This window comes from Mariniphaga sediminis (assembly GCF_003573545.1).
GTDB lineage: Bacteria > Bacteroidota > Bacteroidia > Bacteroidales > Prolixibacteraceae > Mariniphaga > Mariniphaga sediminis.
The window spans coordinates 49,709-72,055 of record NZ_QWET01000020.1; the positions used below are offsets into that span (position 1 = coordinate 49,709).

Annotated in this window: 17 protein-coding genes; 5 read left to right on the forward strand and 12 right to left on the reverse strand. The window is 40.4% G+C overall.

Annotation, left to right across the window (positions count from 1 at the left end; genetic code table 11):
- Positions 1-147: 147 nt before the first annotated feature.
- The 4 genes from D1164_RS19585 to D1164_RS19600 all read right to left on the reverse strand — a co-directional run bounded on the left by D1164_RS19585 (position 148) and on the right by D1164_RS19600 (position 7,625).
- Positions 148-1,818 carry a SusD/RagB family nutrient-binding outer membrane lipoprotein gene (locus D1164_RS19585; protein WP_119351599.1) on the reverse strand — a complete coding sequence of 557 codons (1,671 nt, stop codon included), beginning with the start codon at positions 1,816-1,818 and terminating at the stop codon, positions 148-150.
- An 11-nt stretch (positions 1,819-1,829) separates the two neighbouring features.
- Entirely contained in the window at positions 1,830-5,585 is a 3,756-nt protein-coding gene (locus tag D1164_RS19590) for a SusC/RagA family TonB-linked outer membrane protein (protein WP_206611074.1), read from the reverse strand.
- A 64-nt stretch (positions 5,586-5,649) separates the two neighbouring features.
- Positions 5,650-6,810: a FecR family protein gene (locus D1164_RS19595; protein ID WP_119351600.1), complete on the reverse strand. Its 1,161-nt coding sequence runs from the start codon at positions 6,808-6,810 to the stop codon at positions 5,650-5,652.
- A gap of 197 nt (positions 6,811-7,007) precedes the next feature.
- The gene (locus D1164_RS19600; RefSeq protein WP_119351601.1) at positions 7,008-7,625 is read right to left on the reverse strand and encodes an RNA polymerase sigma factor; all 618 of its coding nucleotides are present in this window, start codon (positions 7,623-7,625) and stop codon (positions 7,008-7,010) included.
- Between the two features lie 151 nt (positions 7,626-7,776).
- Between D1164_RS19600 and D1164_RS19605 the strand changes: the two genes are divergently transcribed.
- Positions 7,777-8,751, forward strand: a complete 975-nt coding sequence (locus tag D1164_RS19605; RefSeq protein ID WP_119351602.1) for a DUF4412 domain-containing protein — start codon at positions 7,777-7,779, stop codon at positions 8,749-8,751.
- Complete coding sequence (locus D1164_RS19610; RefSeq protein ID WP_172594543.1) at positions 8,741-9,634, forward strand: metallophosphoesterase; 894 nt, start codon at positions 8,741-8,743, stop codon at positions 9,632-9,634. The genes D1164_RS19605 and D1164_RS19610 overlap by 11 nt, the downstream gene beginning before the upstream one ends.
- Positions 9,635-9,650: 16 nt before the next feature.
- Here D1164_RS19610 and D1164_RS19615 read toward each other — a convergent pair whose 3' ends face one another.
- Positions 9,651-10,547 carry a diacylglycerol/lipid kinase family protein gene (locus D1164_RS19615; protein WP_172594544.1) on the reverse strand — a complete coding sequence of 299 codons (897 nt, stop codon included), beginning with the start codon at positions 10,545-10,547 and terminating at the stop codon, positions 9,651-9,653.
- 6 nt (positions 10,548-10,553) lie between these two features.
- Positions 10,554-11,264 carry an SDR family NAD(P)-dependent oxidoreductase gene (locus D1164_RS19620; protein WP_119351605.1) on the reverse strand — a complete coding sequence of 237 codons (711 nt, stop codon included), beginning with the start codon at positions 11,262-11,264 and terminating at the stop codon, positions 10,554-10,556.
- 167 nt (positions 11,265-11,431) lie between these two features.
- Here D1164_RS19620 and D1164_RS19625 point away from each other — a divergent pair, with 167 nt between their 5' ends.
- Positions 11,432-12,526 (forward strand): App1 family protein, encoded by a 1,095-nt coding sequence (locus D1164_RS19625; protein WP_119351606.1) that lies wholly within the window; start codon positions 11,432-11,434, stop codon positions 12,524-12,526.
- Here the strand turns inward: D1164_RS19625 and D1164_RS19630 are convergent.
- The 4 genes from D1164_RS19630 to D1164_RS19645 form a co-directional block, all read right to left on the reverse strand.
- Positions 12,523-12,723 carry a hypothetical protein gene (locus D1164_RS19630; RefSeq protein WP_119351607.1) on the reverse strand — a complete coding sequence of 67 codons (201 nt, stop codon included), beginning with the start codon at positions 12,721-12,723 and terminating at the stop codon, positions 12,523-12,525. The two genes, D1164_RS19625 and D1164_RS19630, sit on opposite strands and share 4 nt — an antisense overlap.
- A 19-nt stretch (positions 12,724-12,742) precedes the next feature.
- Positions 12,743-13,396: a redox-sensing transcriptional repressor Rex gene (locus D1164_RS19635; protein WP_119351608.1), complete on the reverse strand. Its 654-nt coding sequence runs from the start codon at positions 13,394-13,396 to the stop codon at positions 12,743-12,745.
- A 109-nt stretch (positions 13,397-13,505) separates the two neighbouring features.
- Positions 13,506-14,072 (reverse strand): lipocalin family protein, encoded by a 567-nt coding sequence (locus tag D1164_RS19640; RefSeq protein ID WP_119351609.1) that lies wholly within the window; start codon positions 14,070-14,072, stop codon positions 13,506-13,508.
- A gap of 17 nt (positions 14,073-14,089) precedes the next feature.
- On the reverse strand, positions 14,090-15,094 hold the full coding sequence (locus D1164_RS19645) for a Gfo/Idh/MocA family protein (RefSeq protein ID WP_119351610.1): 1,005 nt from the start codon (positions 15,092-15,094) through the stop codon (positions 14,090-14,092).
- 107 nt (positions 15,095-15,201) lie between these two features.
- On the opposite strand from D1164_RS19645, the gene D1164_RS19650 reads away from it, so the two are divergent.
- Both D1164_RS19650 and D1164_RS19655 read left to right on the forward strand, forming a co-directional pair.
- Positions 15,202-16,047 carry a restriction endonuclease gene (locus D1164_RS19650; protein WP_119351611.1) on the forward strand — a complete coding sequence of 282 codons (846 nt, stop codon included), beginning with the start codon at positions 15,202-15,204 and terminating at the stop codon, positions 16,045-16,047.
- Positions 16,048-16,117: 70 nt separating this feature from the next.
- Entirely contained in the window at positions 16,118-18,577 is a 2,460-nt protein-coding gene (locus tag D1164_RS19655) for a helix-turn-helix domain-containing protein (protein ID WP_119351612.1), read from the forward strand.
- A gap of 14 nt (positions 18,578-18,591) precedes the next feature.
- Here D1164_RS19655 and D1164_RS19660 read toward each other — a convergent pair whose 3' ends face one another.
- Both D1164_RS19660 and D1164_RS19665 read right to left on the reverse strand, forming a co-directional pair.
- The gene (locus tag D1164_RS19660) at positions 18,592-19,095 is read right to left on the reverse strand and encodes a DUF4252 domain-containing protein (protein ID WP_119351613.1); all 504 of its coding nucleotides are present in this window, start codon (positions 19,093-19,095) and stop codon (positions 18,592-18,594) included.
- Between the two features lie 419 nt (positions 19,096-19,514).
- Positions 19,515-22,295, reverse strand: a complete 2,781-nt coding sequence (locus tag D1164_RS19665; protein WP_172594545.1) for an alpha/beta hydrolase family protein — start codon at positions 22,293-22,295, stop codon at positions 19,515-19,517.
- Between the last annotated feature and the right edge of the window lie 52 nt (positions 22,296-22,347).

Sequence of the window (22,347 nt, forward strand, 5' to 3'; positions counted from 1 at the left end):
CAAAAAAAAGCCGGCAGGCTTTTAACAAACCCACCGGCTACTTTAACCCAAATTCTTCAGAAAAGCCTCTGCTCTGAACACGAAAACATTTATTAAAATACTATATTCGTTTTCCATCGCGAGGCAAACCAGTCAGAACAGACTGTTTTAATAAGGCTTACCTGTATTTTGTAGTAACCACATTCGCGAGCGAATATCGTCTTTTGATCCTATCTGCACATATTCAGTTTTCTCCAATCTGTCAACAGCTTCATTGTACTTTTCAATATACGTAGGATCCGGTGGATCAGGGTTATTATAAGAATACCTAATGGGCAATAAAGGCTGACTTGCGTCCATTGGCGCATCAAAATCAGGATACCCTGTTCTACGCCAGTCGAACCATGGTTCTGGCCTGAACCACATTGATATATACTTTTGATGAATAATGCGTTTTTGCTTATTGGTGGCTTGATTTAAGTCAACCAATTCCTGACTATAAAAATTATCAAAATCAAAACCTCCAACATAGTCATCGAATATGTCCCATTCCTCCATAGAAGCTGCTATGGCGTTTTTATAATGCGTTTCTGCACCAGTGATACCAAAGGCTCCAATAGCCGCAGCTTCTGCAAGAATAAATTCAACCTCAGAATAGGTAATAATCGTCATAGAAATTAATGGATTCGCATTTTCAAAATACATTTCTGTAAGTCGCGATAAGTAAGGGGAATATTTAGGCTCAACACTTTTATCGGGACCAGCATTATATTCCGTCCATGAATCTTTTCTACCAATTGGTAATCCAACATACAGATGTGTATCTATATCGAAGCCGGTAGGATAAGGCAATACGTCAACAGAAAAGGTTTGTCCAAGTGGGTCGGTAAAATCGATAGTCGTTTCTGTACTAACCTCCGTACTCCAATTTTTTTCTACGGGTCGTATCCACCTATACAATCTCGGGTCGTTTTGGTTTCTTAAAGTGTTCAGAAAAGGTTGACCCATTCTTCTGGCATAAGAAAGTTCAGAAGAGTTAAACGGCCCTCCTCGAAAAGAAGTACCTGCAGAAGTTCCAAGATAATACAAAAGAGCATTATCATCACTACTTGTGAAAACATTTTGAGCCGCATCCTGAAATTCCGCGTCTATATCTACACCTAAATCTGCCTTTTTATTGTTTAACAATAAACACATCCTGATCCTGAGAGAGTTAATAAACTTTATCCACTTGCCTTTATCTCCGTCGTACAACAAATCATATCCATCCAAAACGGGAAGTTCAGGGCCAGAAATTCCCTCCATCATATTCTTTGCTGTTTTTAAATCAATTAATATGGTTTCATAAATCTCTTTCTGTGTATCATATTTCGGGAAAATAAGACCTTCATCCAGTTTATTTGTCTCCGAAAAGGGAGCATCACCATAAACCTTCGTAACAAGATCCATAAGCACAGCCCTGTAAACCAACGCTGCTGCCTCAATAAAAACGTTACCTTCTTCCACGCTAAGATCGGACATTGCTTGAACTTGTACTAAACTACTGTATATATCTTCCCATGGACTATGGCCTCCTGGCTGCCAATATAAAGCATTAAATTCCTCTGCTTTATAACCGTCACCTACCTGGTAATACTGTAATAAGGAAGGCATCCTTGAATTCCAATAGCCAAAATCACTATATATAGATGCAACATTTTTAGTGCAAGTGGTCAATAAAAAGTTTGGTGAAAGCTCACTCACATTATTAGGACTCACATTTATTTCCTCAAAATCATCACATGAATTGACGATGGGAATGAGAGCTATTGTTAATAGAATTATAAATATTTTCTTCATGATTATTAGGATTAAAATTCAACGTTTATTTTAAAACCGATACTACGGGTATAGGGAATTACAGAGTAAAACTCATATCCCCGTTCCTTACCCGCATCATTATCGTTAACAAGGGTAAAAGCCGTTTCCGGATCGACGAATACATTGTGCTTTGTCCATGCAAACAAATTTTGACCTATCAAGGCTAAAGAGAGCTTTTGCAGTTTCATTTTGTTTACTATAGACTTCGGAAGATCATACGTAAGTGACAGCTCTCTTAACTTCACGTAAGTAGCACTGTAAAGATTAGCTGACGCCAGGTATCTGTCAACGCCCTTGTTCGCATTATACGGACTTAACCATATTGTTCCCGGCCCTCCAAAATTCTCAATATATCCTCCTTCTCCATCCTCAATGACTCCAACAATAAAACTGGCATCATTAACATAAACTCTTTCTCCGGATGCGTTCACATAACTTCTATATTCCCTTGTCTCTTCATTTGGCCAGGGAAATCCCCCATATTGGGAATCGCGTCCTCCAATCCACCTGTTTATGTATTTATCCGGGTTTTCTCTAATTTGTTGTGCTATATCTACATTCGGATCATAATCTGCGCCTCCATTAATTGATTCTGGAAACCTTCCATCATTCTTTCCTTGCCTCAAAGTTTCTGAATAGAATTCTCCTCCTGATCTCCAATCAAAAACTGCAGTAAGGCTAAAGTTTTTGTATTGTATACTAGGATTTATTCCCATTTCAAAGTCAGGATTGTAGTTTCCAATTTTTTCGAAATTATCAGGATTTCGATTTCTTTCAGGCTTGCCGTTGTTATATATTATGGGCATGCCATAATAGGGAGAATTAACATCCTCTACTTTATAGAAAGGAGCTTGATAAATATCTCCAACTTGGCCACCTGGATAAGTATAAAAATAAGCGTATCCTTTGCTATACCCAAAATATTCAATTCCTTCAGCAAGCTCTACAATGGTAGATCTGTTTCTGGTAAAATTAAATCCTATATCAAAAGAAAGATCACTTTTTCTTATAATAGATGTGTTAAGAGTCACGTCCCAACCTTTACTTCTTACTAATCCAGCATTTATAAGCTTACTGTTTGCTCCTGAAGTAATTGGTACATCAATGCCAAGTACCTGATTCTCATTATCCATTACATAATAGGTTGCATCCAGAGATAACCTGTTATTAAAAAACGACAAGTCAACTCCAATTTCTTTCGATGTTGCTATTTCCGGTTTTAGTTGGGCATTCTTTGCCACTTTGGAAATACTGGCTCGTTTTGCATCTCCCCAGTCCTCACCAAAAGTATAATACCTTTGAAGTTGATAAGGATCTACATCATTACCTACCTGAGCATAACCTGCACGTACCTTAGCGAAGGTAACCCATTCGGACATATCAAACATGTCACTTATAAGCATGCTAAGAGAAGCTGATGGATAAAAGTATGAACGGTTATCTTTGGGAAGTGTACTAGACCAGTCATTTCTCGCCGTTAAATCAAGATATATCATCTTTTTATAGCCTAGAGAAACCTGCCCGAAAAGACTGTTCACTTTCTTTTCACTCCAGGAATTAGTATATGTGACGGACCCAGGGCCACCATTTTGAACATTATATAAACCGGGAATAACCAGGTTAGTTGTCCCGTTAAAAATGTTATCGCTATAATTGTATCGAAGATTTCCACCCAAATTAGCCGATAGGTCCAAATCGTTTAAAATCATTTTGTCATAAGAAAAAAGCCCCTCCCAATTTTGTTCTCTAGAAGTGGAGTTTTTTATATCAAAATTTCCATAAGGTTGCTTATTTGTATCCCATGGCCTTTGATTTGTAGCTTTTTGTACTGAATAACTTCGTAAATATTTTGCTGTAAAATGTAGGTCGTTAATAAATTCCCAATCCATTTGCACTTTATTCAATACGTGAGTACGGTTAAAAGCGGTTGTTGCATACTCCTGCATCAGATAAGGATTATTCCATCTTTCTTTCCATCTGCGTTGCACTACTCCGGTTTGCCCCTCCATCCACCATGTTTCCGGATTCTTATAAGGTGCCATATCAACCTGAGGCCCAATAGTTAGAATGGCTCTTGTTGGAGTAAGAAAAGAGTCATTAACATTTGGTCTGTTATCTGATTTTGACTCATTTACAGTCGTCATTAGCGTAACGTTCAATTTATCGGTAAGTCTCATAGTTCCGTTTATGCCAATATTATTCTTTTTTAGATCTATATTTGGCATAATACCTGTGTTATCGTAATTACCCAGCGACACACGGAAATTAGCTTTCTCGTAATTCCCGGTAATAGCTAAATTATTTGATTGAGTCCAGCCGACTTGATAAAAATCCTTCTGACGATTTATATTGTTTTCATGTGAAACCAATTCGCTCGGACTATCCTCATATCTTTGGGTGGCCATAAAGCCATTATCTAACTTAGGCCCCCAGAATTCGTAAGCATCGTTTTCAAATACAAATGCACCATCTTGCCCTGAAGCAAACTCATTTTGAACAGGAAGATATTTATACGGAACATCAGCAATAACTGATGTATTGAAGCTCACCCCTATACCTTTTTCCTTACCTGTACCCGATTTTGTTGTAATAAGTACAACTCCGTTACCTGCGCGTGAACCATAAAGAGCAGCAGCACTGGGGCCTTTTAATACTGAAATTGACTCAATATCATCCGTATTTAAATCAGATACAGCATTACCCAGGTCAGCTTCATTAAATTGATTATCTGAAGTATTATTAATCGGTACACCATCGACTACAAATAAAGGTTGATTGTCAGAGTTTAACGATGACGCTCCCCTGATTACCATGTTAACAGAAGAACCTCTAACACCGTATGTTTGAGCAATCTGCACACCAGCAACCTTCCCTTGCATCGAATTGAGAACACCAACCTGAGGTGTTTCATTTAATTCATCACCGCCAACTTCTCCCACTGAATATCCAAGTGATTTTTTATCACGGGTAATGCCAAGTGCAGTGACTACCAGTTCTTCCAAACCAATAACATCATGAATCATTGTTACATTAATGTTTGTTTGGGTTCCGATGACAACTTCCTGCATTTGCATCCCAACAAAAGAAAACTGCAAAATTTCAGCATCGATTGGAACGGAAAGAGAAAACTCGCCTTCCGGATTGGTCATCATTCCAATGTTAGTGCCCTTTACAACTACCGAAACGCCGGGTAGAGGAAGGCCTTTGTTATCGATTACTTTTCCGGTAATTCTCTTTTGCTGAAATTGAATCATCCCGGATCCATCATTTTCTGCGGAACTTATTTCCGATGTCGGGGCAGGAAAAACAACTATCTGCCGGCCATAAACTTTAAAGTTGAGGTTTACCCCTTTTAACGCCAGGTCCAAAATCTTTTCTATAGATGCATCCTTTGCGGTCACATCAACCTCTTGATCCAGGTTAACGTCGCTGTCTTTATAAAAAATAATAAACTCGCTTTGTTTTTGAATCTCCTCAAAAAGTTGCCCTATGGTTATGTTCTTCTTGTTAAAAGTAAACTTTACACTTTGCGAATAAGTTGCACTCGCAAAAACATGACTTATTCCAAGCAACAACAGAAAAAACGTTACCCTCATAATTTTAAAAAAATGTGCCTCCTTTATCCATTTTAGAAAAATGAGGCAATCCGTTTTACTTTTTTTCATACTTTTGTTTGATTTTAATGTTAATAAATATCGTCCAACGGCGATGTTAATTAATTCAAAGCTTGCAGATGCTGCTACCATCTGCAGGCTTTTTTATTTTATTAAATGTAAGTTCGTATTTATTTCATAGACACAAAAATTTAAATTAGTGATTAAAATTTTTGTTCTCATACTTCAATGAAAAAGGGGTTGTTTCAGCAATAACTTTTAAAACTTCATCCGGGGTATTTTTCAGATCCAGGTACCCGGAAAATGTTTCACTTTTAAATTCGGCATTTTGTAATTTAATACTCACATTATAATAGCGTTCCAACTTTCTCAAAATACTTCCCAATGGTTCGCCCTTACAGATAATATATCCGTCGCGCCATGAAAAATAATACTCTGTATCAACCTGTTGCTCCTGAAATGTTTTTCGAACCGGGTTAAAAGTCACCATATGCCCCGGAAGGATGGTTAGTTTTTCCTTTCGTAAAAAAGAGCGCTCATTGGGGCTTAACTCTATTTTTCCTTTCTCCAGAACGGTACTCGATACGTTATCTTCCGGATAGGAACTAACATTAAAAACAGTCCCCATCACTTTAATATCAAAATCTTTCGTTCGAACAATAAAAGGGATTTGTGCCGAATGGGCAACCTCAAAAATAGCTTCCCCTTCCAGGTAGACTTCTCTTTTTCCTTTCAAATAAGTTGCGGGATATATTAGTTTGGAACCGGAATTTAACCATACTTTTGATCCTCCGGCCAAAGATATCTGCGCACGTTTTCCGTATGGAACAACCAATGTATTAAACACCTCTTTCTTTTGCTTTACTTCCTGGGAAACCTTTTGGGAGGAATCAATTACAATGTTCATCCCTTTTTCATCATAAACGATTTGGGATTCTTCTTCTGTAATCAAAACTTTGCGCCCGTCCTGAAGAATGAGATTCGTAACACTATCAGACTTTGTCGGATCGATTGTTTGGGCAAAATCAACAATTGCTGTTTCCGTTTTTAGATTGTTTCGGATAAGCAATACCGAAAAAATAGCCAATAGCAAAAAGACTGCAGCCACCCATTTTAATAAATATTTTCCTGTTTCAGCCTTTTGAATGGATTTTTCAAGCCTCTTTTTCGTTTGTTCCCTTTCTACCGGCCAGGAACCTCTTTTCCGGGCATTTAAAAAATCAAAAATAATACGGGCTTTCCATATCTCTTTTTCATCAGATTTCTCTGTTTTTTTAGTATTGTCTGAAAAATATTCTTCAGTAAACTCATCATCCGATAAAATATCGTGAGCTTCTATTTTTTGCTTTTTATTCATTCACATTCGTTCCTCTCTTTGTAAAGAAAGAGACCAGTACCAAAAACATAGACAAAAAAAAATGATTTTTTTTCACTTTTGTGCGCAGAAGCTCTGTTTATCAGGAAATAGCACACAGCATTATTGTCACAAAAAGCGGTATAGCCACCTCAATGTTTTGTAGTAGTAAAAATAACAAGAAAAAACTCAACCCTATTTTATAAAATCAGATTCCTGTTACGCAAAAAGATAAAGAGTACCTGCATGGAAAATCCTTTCTTTTTAAGCGCCTTCCGGAGATCTTTTAAGGCCCGGTAAACAGAAGTCCGGGCTGATTCAACGGATATCCCCAGAATATATGCAATTTCTTTATACGAAAGATTTTGTTCATACTTCAGTAAAAGTCCCTCGCGTTGCCTGTCCGATAGCACTTTCATTACTTCACCCAAAACCCTGTTATTTTCGCTTTCAGTTTCGATAGCTATCAGGTTATCCTCAAACGCCATTTGGGGAATATCGTTTTGCATCAATATCTGCTCACCTCGCAAAGCAGAAATTTTCCGCGACTTCTCCTTATGAATTAGTCGACGCAATGAGCGCAATAAATAAAAACGGATATTATCGATTTCTGAGAGTTTTTCCCGGTATTTATATAAGTCTAAAAAGAGATCATGAATACAATCCTTTATCAGATCTTTATCCCGGGAAAAATGTAATCCATAATTGAAAAGCGTATCAAAAAATTTGTCATAAATTGAAAAAAAAGCCTTGTTATCGCCTTTCTTAAATCGTTCCCAGAGAAAATAATCCTTGTCAAATTCTCTCTTTTTAGTCATTCGGTTCAAGTAATGTCAGATATAATTAAAGACAAAAATATAGAAAATGATCAGACGGGGCATTTCTAATCTCAGAATTGCTGTATTTTTGTAAAGATTTAGACTAAATTTGTAATAAAGTATCATTTTTTATAATCTAAAGTTATTAAATATGAAGTTTTTACCTCAAGTTACCTTACTCGTGTTGCTTTCAGTTTTATTTGTTCAACCTGCGCATGGACAACGATTTTTGAAAAAACTCCAGGAAAAAGTTCAGGAGAAAGTGGAAGAGAAAGTGGAAAAACGTGTAGAAGAAAAAACAGATGAAGCCATTGATAAGCAACTCGATAAAATTGAAGAATCACTCGAAAGTGAGGAACCGGAAAGTACATCTGACGGTTCAGGCAGCGATGCCCGCAGCGAGCAACGTATGCAGAATATCCTAAAAGGAATAGGAATGTCAGGCGAACCGGTACCGGTTGCTGACAGTTACCGTTTCGACCACCTGATTCAGATGCACATTGAATCATATAACAGAAACGGAAAGAAAGAGAGTGAGGGAGAATTTATCACCCATTTCAGCCCCGATTCGAGAAGCATGGCCTACCAAATGGTTTCAGGCGATATAGGAAAGCCCGGGCAGGGAATGTTTATTATTGATGCTGAAAATGGCGCAACCATTATTCTGAGTGAAGAAAAGGGAGAAAAAACAGGTATTGTTTATGGTATGGGGGCCTTCTTCTCTTCGGTTGGTGAAACCTATGAGGAGGAGATTTTGGAAGAAACACCGGATGCATACATTGCCAATCCCAATGTGACCAAAACGGGACGTACAAAAACCATTGCAGGGTACAAATGTGAAGAGTACAAATACAGCGATGAAGAGTCCGAATCGGAAATATGGATCACCAAGGATCTGAAATTGAATACCCGGGATTTTTTCAGTACACTGTTTAAAACCAGTCTTTACTCTCACGGTATTCCCTGGGGTTATATGATGGAGGCCACTACCACCGATAAGCAAACCGGGGAAAAATCGATTATGCAGGTAACCCGTGTTGATGCCAATTCCAACACCCGTTTTTCAATGGCTGATTATAAAGTCACTAACCTGGGGTCGTTTCAGATGCCTGCCAATGAGGAATAAATATAAGCTAACTGTCATTCTTTTATTGCTAATTACATTTACACCGGGCATATCCTTCGGGCAAATACATTTTGGGGTATTTGCCGACTGCCAGTTTTGTGACTGCAAAACAGAAGGATCCCGATATTATCGTGATTCCTCAGGAAAACTGGCAGATTGTATTGCCCACTTCAACAAAAACAAACAACTCGGATTTGTTGTCAACCTGGGCGATCTTATCGATCGTGATTTTGAAAGTTATACCCTGCTGGAACCTGTTTTGAAACAAATAGAAAAACCATTGTTTCATGTGCCCGGCAATCATGATCTGGAGGTAGAGCCGGCACTTCGCAGCCAGGTTCCTAAGGAGCTTGGCCTCGCAGAAATGTATCATTCATTCCAAAAGGAAAATTGGCATTTTGTTTTTCTCAATGGAAACGACATCTCTTTTCTTTCTTCTGATCCGGATGTGGTAAAGAAGGCAGAAAAGATAACTACCCGGTTGAAAGCTGAAGGTAAGCCTAACTACCATCCCTGGAACGGTGGGTTGGGACAAAAACAACTGGAATGGCTGGAAAATCAGTTGCAGGAGGCAGAAAACAACAAACTGAAGGTAGCCGTTTTTTGCCACTACCCTCTCCTTCCGCTGGAATCTCACACATTGTGGAACCAGGAAGAAACACTGGCGTTACTCGAAAAATATTCCTGTGTGAAACTCTGGTTAAACGGGCACAACCATACCGGGAATTATGCTTTTCATCATGGGATTCATTTCGTAAATCTCAAGGGGATGGTGGAAACCAAATCAGAAAATGCCTTTGCTGAAATTGTCCTTTCTTCCGGTGCCATTGAAATTAAAGGATATGGAAGGGAAGAAAGCCGCAAGCTGCCCGTGCAGCAGTGAATAGTGAGGAAGCTGCTCAGGCGCCAATAACCATCAGGGCAGCAGGGATAATTTCAGCCTCTACTAATTCCGTTTTGGGAAGTACCTCACCGTCTACCTGAAACTCCTGAGGGTCTAGCAGCGTAATCCGGGCCTCTGACGCAGAATATACCCTTATGTATTTCATTTTATGAAGCTTTCCGGTAAAAAAAGCATAGATAAAAGTGGCAACAAACCACCAGGGATAGGGCCGGATGATAATGATTTCGAACTTTCCGTCATTTAGCTTTCCTGTTGGATTAATAATTGCGCCGGTACCAAAACTTTTTGCATTGGCAATTACGACCATCTCAGCCTTCATTTTTTTACGGCGATGCCCCGGAACCTGGATATAGAATGAAAATGACGTTTTCCCTTCCGACAACTCTTTGAAAAGCTGTTTCCCGTAACCCAACATTCCTTTGGACCCCTCTTTTTCAAAGCGCTTTACAATGCGGGCATTCAAGCCGATGTCTCCCAAATGCAGACAGTAATGTTTGCCATTCATTTTTATCACATCTACCGGATTCGCCGCATCCTGAAGGTTTTTCTTCAGGGCTGCTTCAAAATTTTCCGGGATCCCCAGGTTGTATGCCAGTCCATTGGCCGATCCCGCAGGAATAATACCTAACCTGATGTCACTCCCAATAAGTATTTTGGCGACCATATTAACCGTTCCGTCGCCTCCCACGGCAATAATAGTATGAGGCTGAAATTTTTCCAGGTATCGTTTGACCTCTTTTTCATCTTCTTTCCCGGTTGTCCGATAAACAGCATATTCAAACCCCATTTCTTCCGAAAAGCGAGTCAACATAGAATTTACATCCCCCCTTTCTCCCTTTCCCGAGGAGGGATTAATCACAAATAAAATTCTGCTTTTCAAGATGGTATTCAATGGAATTTATTTTAATTTTCTGACATCCAAAAAGATTCCGCTCTCCTCTTTTTTTGCCATTTCTATAGCGGATGAAAATAGAACAGCAGCTTCTCCGGGTGTTGGCATCCCCGGGGTTCCTTTGGCTTGTTTTAACCGTTGAACGACAGGATACTTTTCGTTGTCTTCCAGAGAATAAATATAATCCTGCATACCGGTATCGACAAGCCCGGGCGCCAAAGCGCAAAAATGGGTTTCTGTAAATTCTTTTGCATACAAACTGATAAGCATATTCAGAGCCGCCTTCGAAATCGAATAAGCATTCCACCCCCGCGCACCGCTGACAGAAGCGCCGGAGGAAACAGCCACTACCTGCCCTATTTTTTTCACCGAATTAAAAAGGGTATCGATTAAAATTTTATTGGCCCACACATTTACGTCCATTACCTTTTTAATCTCTTCCAGGCTTGTATCTTTCAAATCCTTTATCCCGTTTAAAATCCCTGCATTCAGTATCACCAGATCAAGGTTTTCAACTTCTTTCAGAAAAGAAAAAAGATTGGTTTCAACCTCGTTAAAATTGGAAATGTCCTGAACCAGAAAATCAAAATTGGGAAAAGCATTCAAATCCGGATTTATTTTTCTGCTTATACCGAATACAGAATGCCTGTTCTCAAGGTAATGTTTTGCGAGACCAAACCCCAGTCCTGAACTGGTTCCTGTAATAAATATGTTCATTTTTCAGACTTTATTCGTTGCTTACTCAACCTCTCAGTAAAAAAATTGTTTACTACCAATTTTCAAAAATAATGAATCTCGTTATCTTTATTACTTTCACTGATGCATTAAACGAAACAGCACAGGATTGTTAAACCGGTAAAACAGATAGATTTGAAAAAAATGAGATGAAGTATTTCAAACCCTTTATAAAAGGAATCAGGAAGCCATTCAAGCTTTTAAAAGTTTTTCTGAAACAAAAGGCCGGGTGGCTGGATAAGCCTATCATTGTTCCCTATAACGGATATGGAAACGAAACCGATATATTTATTCAGGGAATGGTAATAGAAGACAAAGGTTTGTCGAAACCAAAAGATAAACACCGGGTTTGGAAAAATATGCTGGCTACCATAAAACGGTTCTCTGGTGATGAAATCCCCGGGGTTACTGTGAGAGCTAAATTTTTGGACACCACCCAAACCACAACAACCGATGATTGGGGATTTTTTTTCTTCCATTTTCATTTCGAAAATAAAACAGAGAGTTTACAAAGAAAAAAATGGCACCCCGTTCATTTCACACTGTTGGATGAAATTGTTGAAAATCAGTCTCCCATTCATGCAACCGGTCAAGTGCAGATTGTTTCCTGCCACCAGAAGCTAATAGTGGTTTCCGACATTGATGATACGGTACTGATTTCACACTCTACCCAAACTCTAAAAAAGCTGAAACTCATGCTTTTTAAAAATGCTTTCACACGATCACCGTTTCCCGGGATTTCGAAATTTTATAATGCATTGGCAGAAGGAAAAGATAATCAGGTAAGTAACCCGTTTTTTTATGTTTCAAGCAGCGAATGGAACTTGTACGATCTGCTGGAAGATTTTTTTCATTTCAATCATATTCCCAAAGGGGTTTTTATGCTGAGAAAATTAAAAACAAGTGTCTTTAAATTCTGGAAATCGGGAGGGGGAAATCATGAGAGTAAATTTGAAAAAATTGAATCGTTACTTCGTTTCTATCCGAAACAAAAATTTATTCTAATAGGCGACAGTGGTCAGCGGGACCCTGAAATCTATGCCAGGTTGGCGCTTGAGTTTCCGGGACGGGTTGATACTATTTTTATTCGCAGAATCCGTTCTCGCACCTTCCCCGGAGGAGATAAAAAAATTAAGGGTAAACTGGCTCAGGTGAATACCGGTTATTTTGAAGTAAAATCGACCCATGAAGCGGCACTGATTGCTGCCGGAAAAGGCTACATCCATAACAGCTACTTTACTTAAAGAGTTTGCCAACGCGTTGTGCTTCTGTAATTCACAACATATTCTTCCACTGGCACTTCTTCCAATCGGCTTTCCTCAAGTAGACTTTTCTCCAATACCTCCTGGCATTCCTGAGCAATGTCAGTCTTTGCTGAATTAAGGAATTTTTTCTTTATTAGAAATTCCAAACAGTTCATTATTTTTTTAAGTGCTTTCATTTTTTTACGGTTTTAACGGTTATTTTTCTGCATCGTTTAATCGCCTTAGTAACACGGCGGCATAAGAGCTCATTGAAGTATTTTGTACGATAATTTCTTCCGGTAAACTAAGCTTGGCTGAAGTAAAATTCCAGATCGCTTTAATTCCACAGTTTACCAGATCCTCTGCAACATCTTGTGCAACATGATTGGGAGTGGTAAGTATTCCGATTTTTACGTTAAGCCGATCATAAAGGCTAAACAATTTGTTGTATTCCAAAATGTGAATTCCCCCGATTGTTTGGCCAATTTTTTTGGAGTCCACGTCGAAAGCAGCGAGAATTCTCAAACCAAGTGACTGGTGTTCCTGGTAAGCCATTAAAGCCGCCCCCAGGTTACCTGCCCCAACCAGAAAGGCTTCATTTATCCTGTTAAATCCCAAAAAATCTTCCAGGGCATGAATCAACTCGTAGGTATTGTATCCCACCCGCGGTTTTCCTTTAACGCCTGTAACAGCCAGGTCTTTTACAACCTGTGTAGGATCACAGCCAAGATCTTTGCCAATGGTTGGCGCTGAAATATTGATGGTTCCTTCTTCTTTGACCTGCTCAAGGTAATACAAATAACCAGGCAACCGTTTCAATGTTGGTTCCGGCACCCGGTCTTTCGTTTTGTATTTCCCTGTTTCGCTCATTTAAAGTGATTTTTTTTTAATCCACTTCAAATATAAAAACTAAAACATTAAAGAAATAATTCTTTATTAAAAAGATGTATTTGTTAACTGTAATTTAAAACTGCATCGGTTACTTCCTCTGTTTCACCCAAATGAGTTTATCGGTATTATAACCTCGTTGTGCTGCTAATGCAAGAATATGATCCAATGTTTCCTGCTCCGGAGCCGGTATGCGGCTTAAAATCCAGAGGTACTTGTCTGACGAACTGCCAATGAGTGCCCACTGGTAATCTTCATCCAGTTCGAGAATAAAATAGTCAGCATAAAATATCCAGAAAAAGGAAACTTTAAGTTTGCCCGGATCATCCGGATTGGGTTGTTTGGCCTTACCTTCAGCCTGCTTAAATTCGCCGTCGAGACTATCTTTGTATCCGGCATTTACCACTTTAATTTTCCCGTCAGGACGTAATGAATAATTTGCCGTTACTCCCACCAGGTTACGTTCAAACGAGTGGTCAAAACGGGCAATTTCATACCAGGTCCCCATATACCTTTCCAGATCGAGATGTTCAATGGTTGAAAAATTTATTTTCTTCTCTTCCTGTGAGTGACAACCTTTCATTCCTATCAAAAGTACAAAAGAAATTGCCAGCGCCTTTTTAAAAGTAAAAACTGCCATGGTTTTTTTGATTCTCATTTTACATTGAGGCAATACTAAAAAAACATTTTTTTATCGTGCTCCGGAAAAAATATTCCTGCGTCAATACGCACCCGGTCCAGGGTCTCAATCAGGTCAAGGCTCATTTGCCAGGTCATTTTATCACTTTCAATTTTGCCTGCGTCGAGGCATTCCATCACATGAGCCGCCTCATATTGGTAGCCTGTTCCTTCTTTGTGTTCAGAGGGGAAGGTTTCCATTTCACCCCCGGCTTTCCAAACCGTAATATGGGTAGGAACAAACCATCGCGCGTTCAGAATGAGGTACCCTTTCTCGCACAAGTACTCTGTTTGGGTAGGCGAAAAACCGGCAAAACTCGAGGTAAGACTTGCCATTTCTCCGTCTTTATATTTAAAAATCATGTTAACCGTTTCTTCGGAACCAGTGGGACTAAAGTCGGCAAATGTTTTAATCTTTTCCGGTTTACCCAGGGAGGTAAGGGCAGCAAAAACCGGGTAAATTCCAATATCAAGCAACGACCCTCCCCCCAAAGAAATATTGTATAATCTTTTTTCCAGATCGTAAGGTGCATTAAAGGCGAAGTCAGAACGTACGATTTTTAATTTACCCAATTCGCCGGATTGAATAATCTCCATCGCCTTTCTAAAACTTGGCTGAAACATGGTCCAGAAAGCTTCCATCAAAAAGGTATTGTTCTTTTGGGCACAGGCAATCATTTCCTCTGCTTCCCTTTTGTTAATGGCAAACGCCTTTTCACATAAAACCGCTTTTTTATTGTTCAGGCAGAGCATGGTGTGCTCGTAATGATGAGAGTGTGGCGTAGCAACATAAACCACATCCACATTGGGGTCGGATACCATCTCTTCATAACTTCCGTAAGCATTTTCAAAACCAAGTTCTTCTGCAAACTGCTCTGCTTTTTTCAGGTCGCGTGATGCCGCTGCATAGAGTCTGGCATTCGACAATAATTTCAGGTCGTTACTAAACTTCCGTGCAATCTTTCCACAGCCCAAAACGGCCCAATTGTATGTTTTTTTCATGAAAATTATTTTTTCCAAATTTAATCATCCTTCCACAAGAGCCCATCATTTGCCGCATAAAATTATGATATCCTTTTATTTTATATTTTTGACAAAAACAGAAATTTATGGCCGGAAAAGAAAATTCAACCCTCCTCATAAAAAAAGCATCGGGAGAAGAAGAACCTTTCAGAGTTGAAAAACTGAAAGAATCGTTGCGCAGGGCAGGCGCAGGGGAAGAAACAATTGATCAGGTGACTGATGATATTGGCTCCTGGATATACGACGGCATTACGACTCAAAAAATATACTCCCGGGCTTTTGCGCTGTTGCGGAAGAAGAAAAAACATGTGGCATCGCGCTACAAACTCAAAAAAGCCATTATGGAGCTTGGCCCTACCGGCTATCCTTTTGAACATTTTATTGGCAAAATTCTGGAACTCCAGGGGTATTCAACCGAAGTAGGACAGATAGTGGAAGGTTTATGTATTACCCATGAAGTGGATGTGGTGGCGACACGCGGTAAGCAACAATACATCGTAGAATGCAAGTATGGCCAGAGCCCGGGAAAAACGGTGAGCGTGCAGGTTCCGCTTTACATTCGTTCACGGGTGGATGACATTATAAAAAAACGAAGTGAAAATGCAGAATATAACGGATTTTCTTTCTACGGCTGGGTGGTCACTAACACCCGCTTTACATCGGATGCCATTGACTATGGAAAATGCTGCGGGTTACATCTGCTAAGCTGGGATTTTCCCCATGGCAACGGATTGAAGGACATTATCGACCGGGAAAAAATCTATCCAATTACTGTGTTGAATAACCTCACCAAAAATCAGAAGCAGGAACTGATGGAGCAGGGAATCGTGGTATGCCGGCAAATACAGGACAAACCGGAAATCCTGGATCCTCTTCAATTGGGGAAAAAGCAGCTGAGGGACTTAATGATTGAACTGGAGGAAATTTTGTAGGCTGGTTGTTTGTGAAATTTATTCTACATAAGTAACTTCGGACCACAAAAACAAGCAAAGGAGTATTGCCATGCATGATGAAAAAAATCCGCCGTTAAAACTGGCTTTTGATTTTCTGCACTACACCAATCGTAATTTATTTCTTACCGGAAAAGCGGGTACCGGTAAAACCACCTTCCTGAAAAACTTAAAAAAAATTTCTCCCAAACGGATGGTGGTAACAGCCCCAACAGGTGTGGCAGCCATCAACGCGGGAGGTGTAACCCTTCACTCTTTTTTTCAGTTGCCTTTTGGGCCTCAGATTCCGCAAGATGCTATTCCCCCCGGTTTTTCAGGCATCCCAAATGCCAATCGTTCCGAAAACATCAGCCGTTTCAGCAAAAACAAAATCAATATTATACGGAGCCTCGACCTGCTGGTTATTGATGAGATTAGCATGGTGCGGGCCGATGTGCTCGATGCCGTGGATGCGGTGTTGCGCCGCTTCAAAAACCGTTATCAGCCTTTCGGCGGAATTCAGTTGCTAATGATTGGCGACCTGCAGCAATTGGCGCCGGTAGTAAAAGAAGAAGACTGGAACATTCTGGGAAAGTATTATGAAACCTGCTTTTTTTTCAGTAGCCGGGCATTACAAAAATCAGATTTTATCGGAATTGAGTTAAAACATATTTACCGGCAAAGCGAACAAAAATTTATTGATTTGCTTAATAAAGTGCGGGACAATCAAATGAATGCCACGGATCTTCGCTTACTAAATGACCGGTACAAACCCGATTTTTCTCCGGCAGACGATGAAGGATACATCACGTTAACTACCCACAATTACCAGGCAAAACGTATCAACCAATCGCACCTGAAAAAGCTTTCTGCTACTATTAAACGGTTTGAATGTAAAACAGAAGGTGACTTTCCGGAATACTCCTACCCTGCCGACGAAGTGCTGGAAGTAAAAACCGGCGCCCAGGTAATGTTCCTGAAAAACGACACCTCTCCGGAAAAAAGATACTATAACGGTAAAATCGGAAAAATAATCAATATTATCGATGACCAGATTGAAGTACAGTGCCCGGATGAAACAGAGGCAATTATAGTAGAGCCGGATGTGTGGGAAAATACCAAGTACCAGCTGAATGAGGAGACATCGGAGATTGAAGAAGAAGTTGTTGGCCGGTTCATTCAGTATCCCCTGAGGCTGGCCTGGGCTATTACCATCCATAAAAGCCAGGGACTTACCTTTGAAAAGGCTATTATCGATGCCCGGCAGTCGTTTGCCCACGGACAGGTTTACGTGGCTTTGAGCCGCTGTAAAAGTTTAGACGGATTGGTTCTTAGCACGCCGCTGAACTCCCAAAGTGTAATTAACGACGATACGGTGGTTGGTTTCACAAAAAATGTGGAACAAAACCAACCGGGAGAAACGGAACTGGAAAAGCACCGGAAAGAATATGAAATAGAGTTGCTGAATGAGTTGTTTGATTTTAGTTCGTTTATCCGGTCTGTAACATATTTGCTGAAAGTATGGAATGAACATTCAACTTCTTTAATGGGCAACCTGCCGGAAGAACTGCAAAGGATGCTGAAACCTGTTCAGGAAGAGTTAACTGATGTAGCAAAAAAATTCCGTCCGCAAATGGAACAACTGGCTCACCGGCACGGACATGCTGAAGAAAACATTCCGTTACAGGAACGGTTACAAAAGGCAGCCACATATTTTCTGGGAAAAATGAAGGAGCGAATTGAAATCCCCCTTGAAAATGTTGCCTTTGAGACCGATAACCGGAGTGTTCGCAAACGGATAACCGAGGTATACGGCAGAATAGAAATGGATCTCGAAATAAAAAAGGTGTGCCTGGAGTCTTTATTAAGTGGATTCTCAATCAAAAAGTATCTCGAAGCTCGTGCCGTTGCATCCATTGAAAAACCAGCTTCCAAAGCCCGCAGCGAGGCGGTCGCGGCCAATGTGTCCCATCCTGATTTTTACAGGAAACTGGTGAAGTGGCGCGGGAAAAAATCAATGGAAACAGGACTCGACGAATCACGGGTTTTACGCCAAAAAGTGATGGTAGAAATAGCTGAAAAACTGCCGGCTACTGCCATTGACCTGAAAGCTGTAAAAGGGATGGGCGGCAAAAAAATGGAACAATTTGGACAGGAACTCCTGGCACTGATTCTGGATTACCGCAAGGAAAAAGGAATGGACCTTCCGCTGAATGCCCAACAGGAAGTGGAGCTGGCCGGACTTGACACCAAGGAAGTAAGCCTGGCTCTTTTCAAACAAGGATTGAAACCGCCGGATATTGCAAAAAAACGAAACCTCGCCATTTCAACGATTGACGGTCATCTGGCTCATTTTGTCAGTCGCGGGGAGTTAGACGTGTTTGAACTTTTGGATCGCCAAAAATACGATACCATTCTCTCGCATCTGCACGAAAAAACAGGTGCCTATACTACCACAGAAATCAAAAACAAACTGGGTAATGATTTTTCATATAACGAAATCAGACTGGTGATGGCTACCATGCACAAATAAAAAACAAAATACTTTTAATTCCTGAAGCTCAGAAACCCTTCTTCTGAATGCTCATTCACAAAACGTGAAACAAGTTCAGGCCTGAGATTCCCTTTCACATAAATAATTGCATTATCATTGCCACCCACCAGGATAAGCATCTCTTTTATGGATTTTTCTTCCATTTTTCCAAAAACAGTTACCTGCTCGTTGTCGTCCCTTACCGTCATCAACTTTTCCATCCTTTTGTTTTTGCTGACGGCATTGTAAAATTCCCGGTGCAGGTTGGTTCCGGTATTTACCTGAGAATCCTCCAGGGTAATCACTTCTACTTTATCGATGTTTTGTAATAATTCGCGTTCATTTTTGTCCCAGTCGCCCCACTGTGCCGAGAGTTTTATCACCCAGCCGGGCACATAAACAGACGTTACCCCATCTTTAAAACGATACTTTGTAAAAGCTTCAGAAACACCGCTTTCATATTCACAGGCCGTAAAAAGAAAAAGAAGGAGCATCGAAAATAAAACTGTTTTTTTCATCTTTTTTAAGTTTATTTCTAATAGGACGTACAGAATAAAATTCCATTACTCAAAAAAGGAAAAAATGCAGGCTGAAATGTCATTATTATTGACAGCCGAATAAAATAATTAATCGAAATTATAATTCGCAAAAGGCTGTTTGACTGAACCTGTTCGGAAATTTAAAACCCCGAATGATTTTACTAATAATGCGAATCAAGAGTTGATATTAGCTAGTTATCAAAAATTCAACCCACTCCGGGGTTGCGTCTTTACCCCGCATTACCTTCCCCGAGCTTCGCACGGGGCTATTTTTATTTATGTCCTTCGGACATTTCTTTATCCCGAAAGGGATTAAACAATAATAGCCACGGGTTTTACCCGTGGTAATGAAACGGATATGAGAAGAACCCCGAAGTGGGTTCAACACTTGATTCGCATTAATACCCTAAATCCTCCCCTTTCTCCAGGGCAGGAATACCTTTTTCCATCCAGGCTGGTGCCGGATGTCCTTTCAAGTAATGATTGAAAAACCCAAACATCCGCTTGCTTAAATCAATGCGGTTGCCCCAACTGGTAGCTTTCAGGTTGTGCGGTTCGTTGTTGTAAGTCAACATCCAAACCGGTTTGTCGAGCCTCCGTAATGCCACAAAAAGCTCAATGCCCTGGTACCATGGAACAGCCCCGTCGTTATCGTTATGCATCATTAGCAACGGCGTTTTAATGTCCGGCGCAAAAAACAGAGGCGAATTCTCTATGTAATGAAGTGGCTTTTCCCACAGTGTTCCGCCAATCCGGCTTTGCGATTGTTCGTACTGGAACATTCTGCTCATGCCCGATTGCCATCGTATCCCGCCGTAAGCACTGGTCATGTTACTTACCGGCGCCCCGGCCATGGCTGCTGCGTACAGGTTGGTTTTTGTTATCAGGTAAGCCGTTTGGTAACCGCCCCAGCTTTGCCCCTGCAGAGCCATCTTCTTTTCGTTGATATAGGGATATGAATTTACCAGGTACTGCGTACCACTCACAATAGCATCGTATGCACTTTGACCGGGATACCCGGTTTTATAGGTAATGTCAGGTACAAATACAATGTAGTCGTTACTCGTATAAAATGTTTTATTAATGACCGACCGGCTGGGCGCAGGATGCTGATGCCGGTGAATATTCTCCGTATTCCGTTCGTAAAAATAAACTATCAGCGGATATTTTTTTGCGAAATCGAGGTTTTCCGGAAGATAAAGCAACCCTTTTAGTTTTTCTCCCGAAAAAGAGAGCCATTCCACAATTTGCACTTTGGGCCAGATATATTGCTCTTGTTGCGGATTGGCATCAGAGATTTTTCGTGCATGATCGAAATCCAAATCGCTGATCCACACATCAGGAAAAATGCGTGCACTTTCTTTCGTCCAGATAAGTTTATCTGCTTTTTTTGCCTTTTTTACGTTAGAAAAATGAACCCGTTCCATCGTCAGTAAATCCGGTTCTTTTAAAGCATTGAACCGTACACTAAAGAATCCGTTTGACATGGTACGCTCATCAAACGCATTCAGCAATACCGTTTCGTTGGACGGAATGTATTTTAAGTCAGGATCGAGCGAGACATAACGAAAGCGTGTCTCATTCCGTCGGCCAAATGCTTTGGTAATGTTTGCGGGAACCCGTTCGCCCGAAGGATCAATTTTCCAAATATCGTAGCGGTCATAAATGTAAACAAACCTATCGTCTTCACTCCAGCCAGCAATTCCATATGGATTGGGATCTGTAGGTTTGTCGTTCCGTTCATCAAAAAAACTTACCGGGATCATTTTGGTAAGCGGAACAGCCTCCAGGTTATTGATATCAGTGGAGCGGGCATAATAACTGCTGTCGGAAGGCTCATACCACAGCACATATTTCCCTTGGGGCGAAATGCGCACAAACGATTTTTTGTCAACTATTTCCCTTTTAATACCCGATTGAATATCCACCACATAATAATCCCTGCATTGCTTTCCGGTCCAGCTTGTTTCCCGCAAATAAGGCTGCTCGTTGTAGCCCAAAGCAATTTCACCGTTCCCTTTCTGAATAGTGGTAATATTTCTTACCTGGAGATCCGCCAGTTGAATGAATCGTCCCAGCTCAAGGTGATAAACAGCCAGGTAAGTACGTTTTTTCTCCTTCTCCAGCTCCACTTTCTGCTGTGGCTGAAGTTTCAGGTCTTGCCAGTTCCAGATATCCAGTTTGGGTTTTTCATCTTCCAAAAGTGTGTCTTTTTCTGCCGGTTCAGGACTTTCGGCTGTCCCGAAAAATAACTTTGTTCTGTCTTCAGAAAAATACATATTTCCGTTTTCACTGGGCGACCACCCTACCGGAATCCCTCTGGAATAACGATCCAGCTTCATCTCCGGAGACTTATCCGGTTCTCCCAGGTAAAGTGAATACACTTTTTCTTTAATGGTATCCTGCGAAAAAAGAAACGCATATTCTTCGCCTGTTTCGCCTGCAGTTATTTTTTTTACCCAACCCTTCGCGTTAAAAAGTTGTGTGACCTCTCCGCTTGATGTATCAAAAGAATAAAGTGACGAAAACGTATCGGTTGAATCTTTTACCTGCCGGTTAAAGTAGATTGCAGCACCTTTCCGGGCATAAAACCATTCCGATACATTTCGGAACATCATTGTGTCGGAAGTGGCAACTCTGAAAAGGATCAGGTCTTCCACGTCCTTCTGTTTTTGTTTTTCCTTCGGTTGGTTGGAAGCAGAATCTTTGGAGGCTGGTTCCGGTTCCAGGGAAAAGGCAATCCATTTTGCATTTTCTTCCGGTACCTGAAACGATTTCAACCGAGAAAACTTAACCATGTTGCCACTGTTAAATGTCCATATTCCCAGACTATCGCCGGGCATATCCTCCTTTTTTGTTTTTGCCCGTTTCGCTTTTCGGATCGTCGATTCAGGTTGTTTAATATGAAATGCAAGAAAATCATTTTCCGGACCGAATTGCGCATTATATCCGCGCGGGATGGTGTCTGTCTGTTTCTTTTCAGACACTACCACTAACATTCCATCCCCTTGCTGAGGGCTTTGCTCAAAAGCAACTATCTTTCCATCATTTGAAATACTGTAATTTTTCAGGGTGTTCCATTTTTCAAAATCTTCAATAGAGAGCGCTTTTTTATGGGGCCCCTGTGCAAATAATCCAATAGAAATAAAACAAAAAAATATAGCCGTAATTTTTCTCATCACCATTCCCTTTACCGATTTCCAGTTAAAATCCAAAGATAAAATAATATGG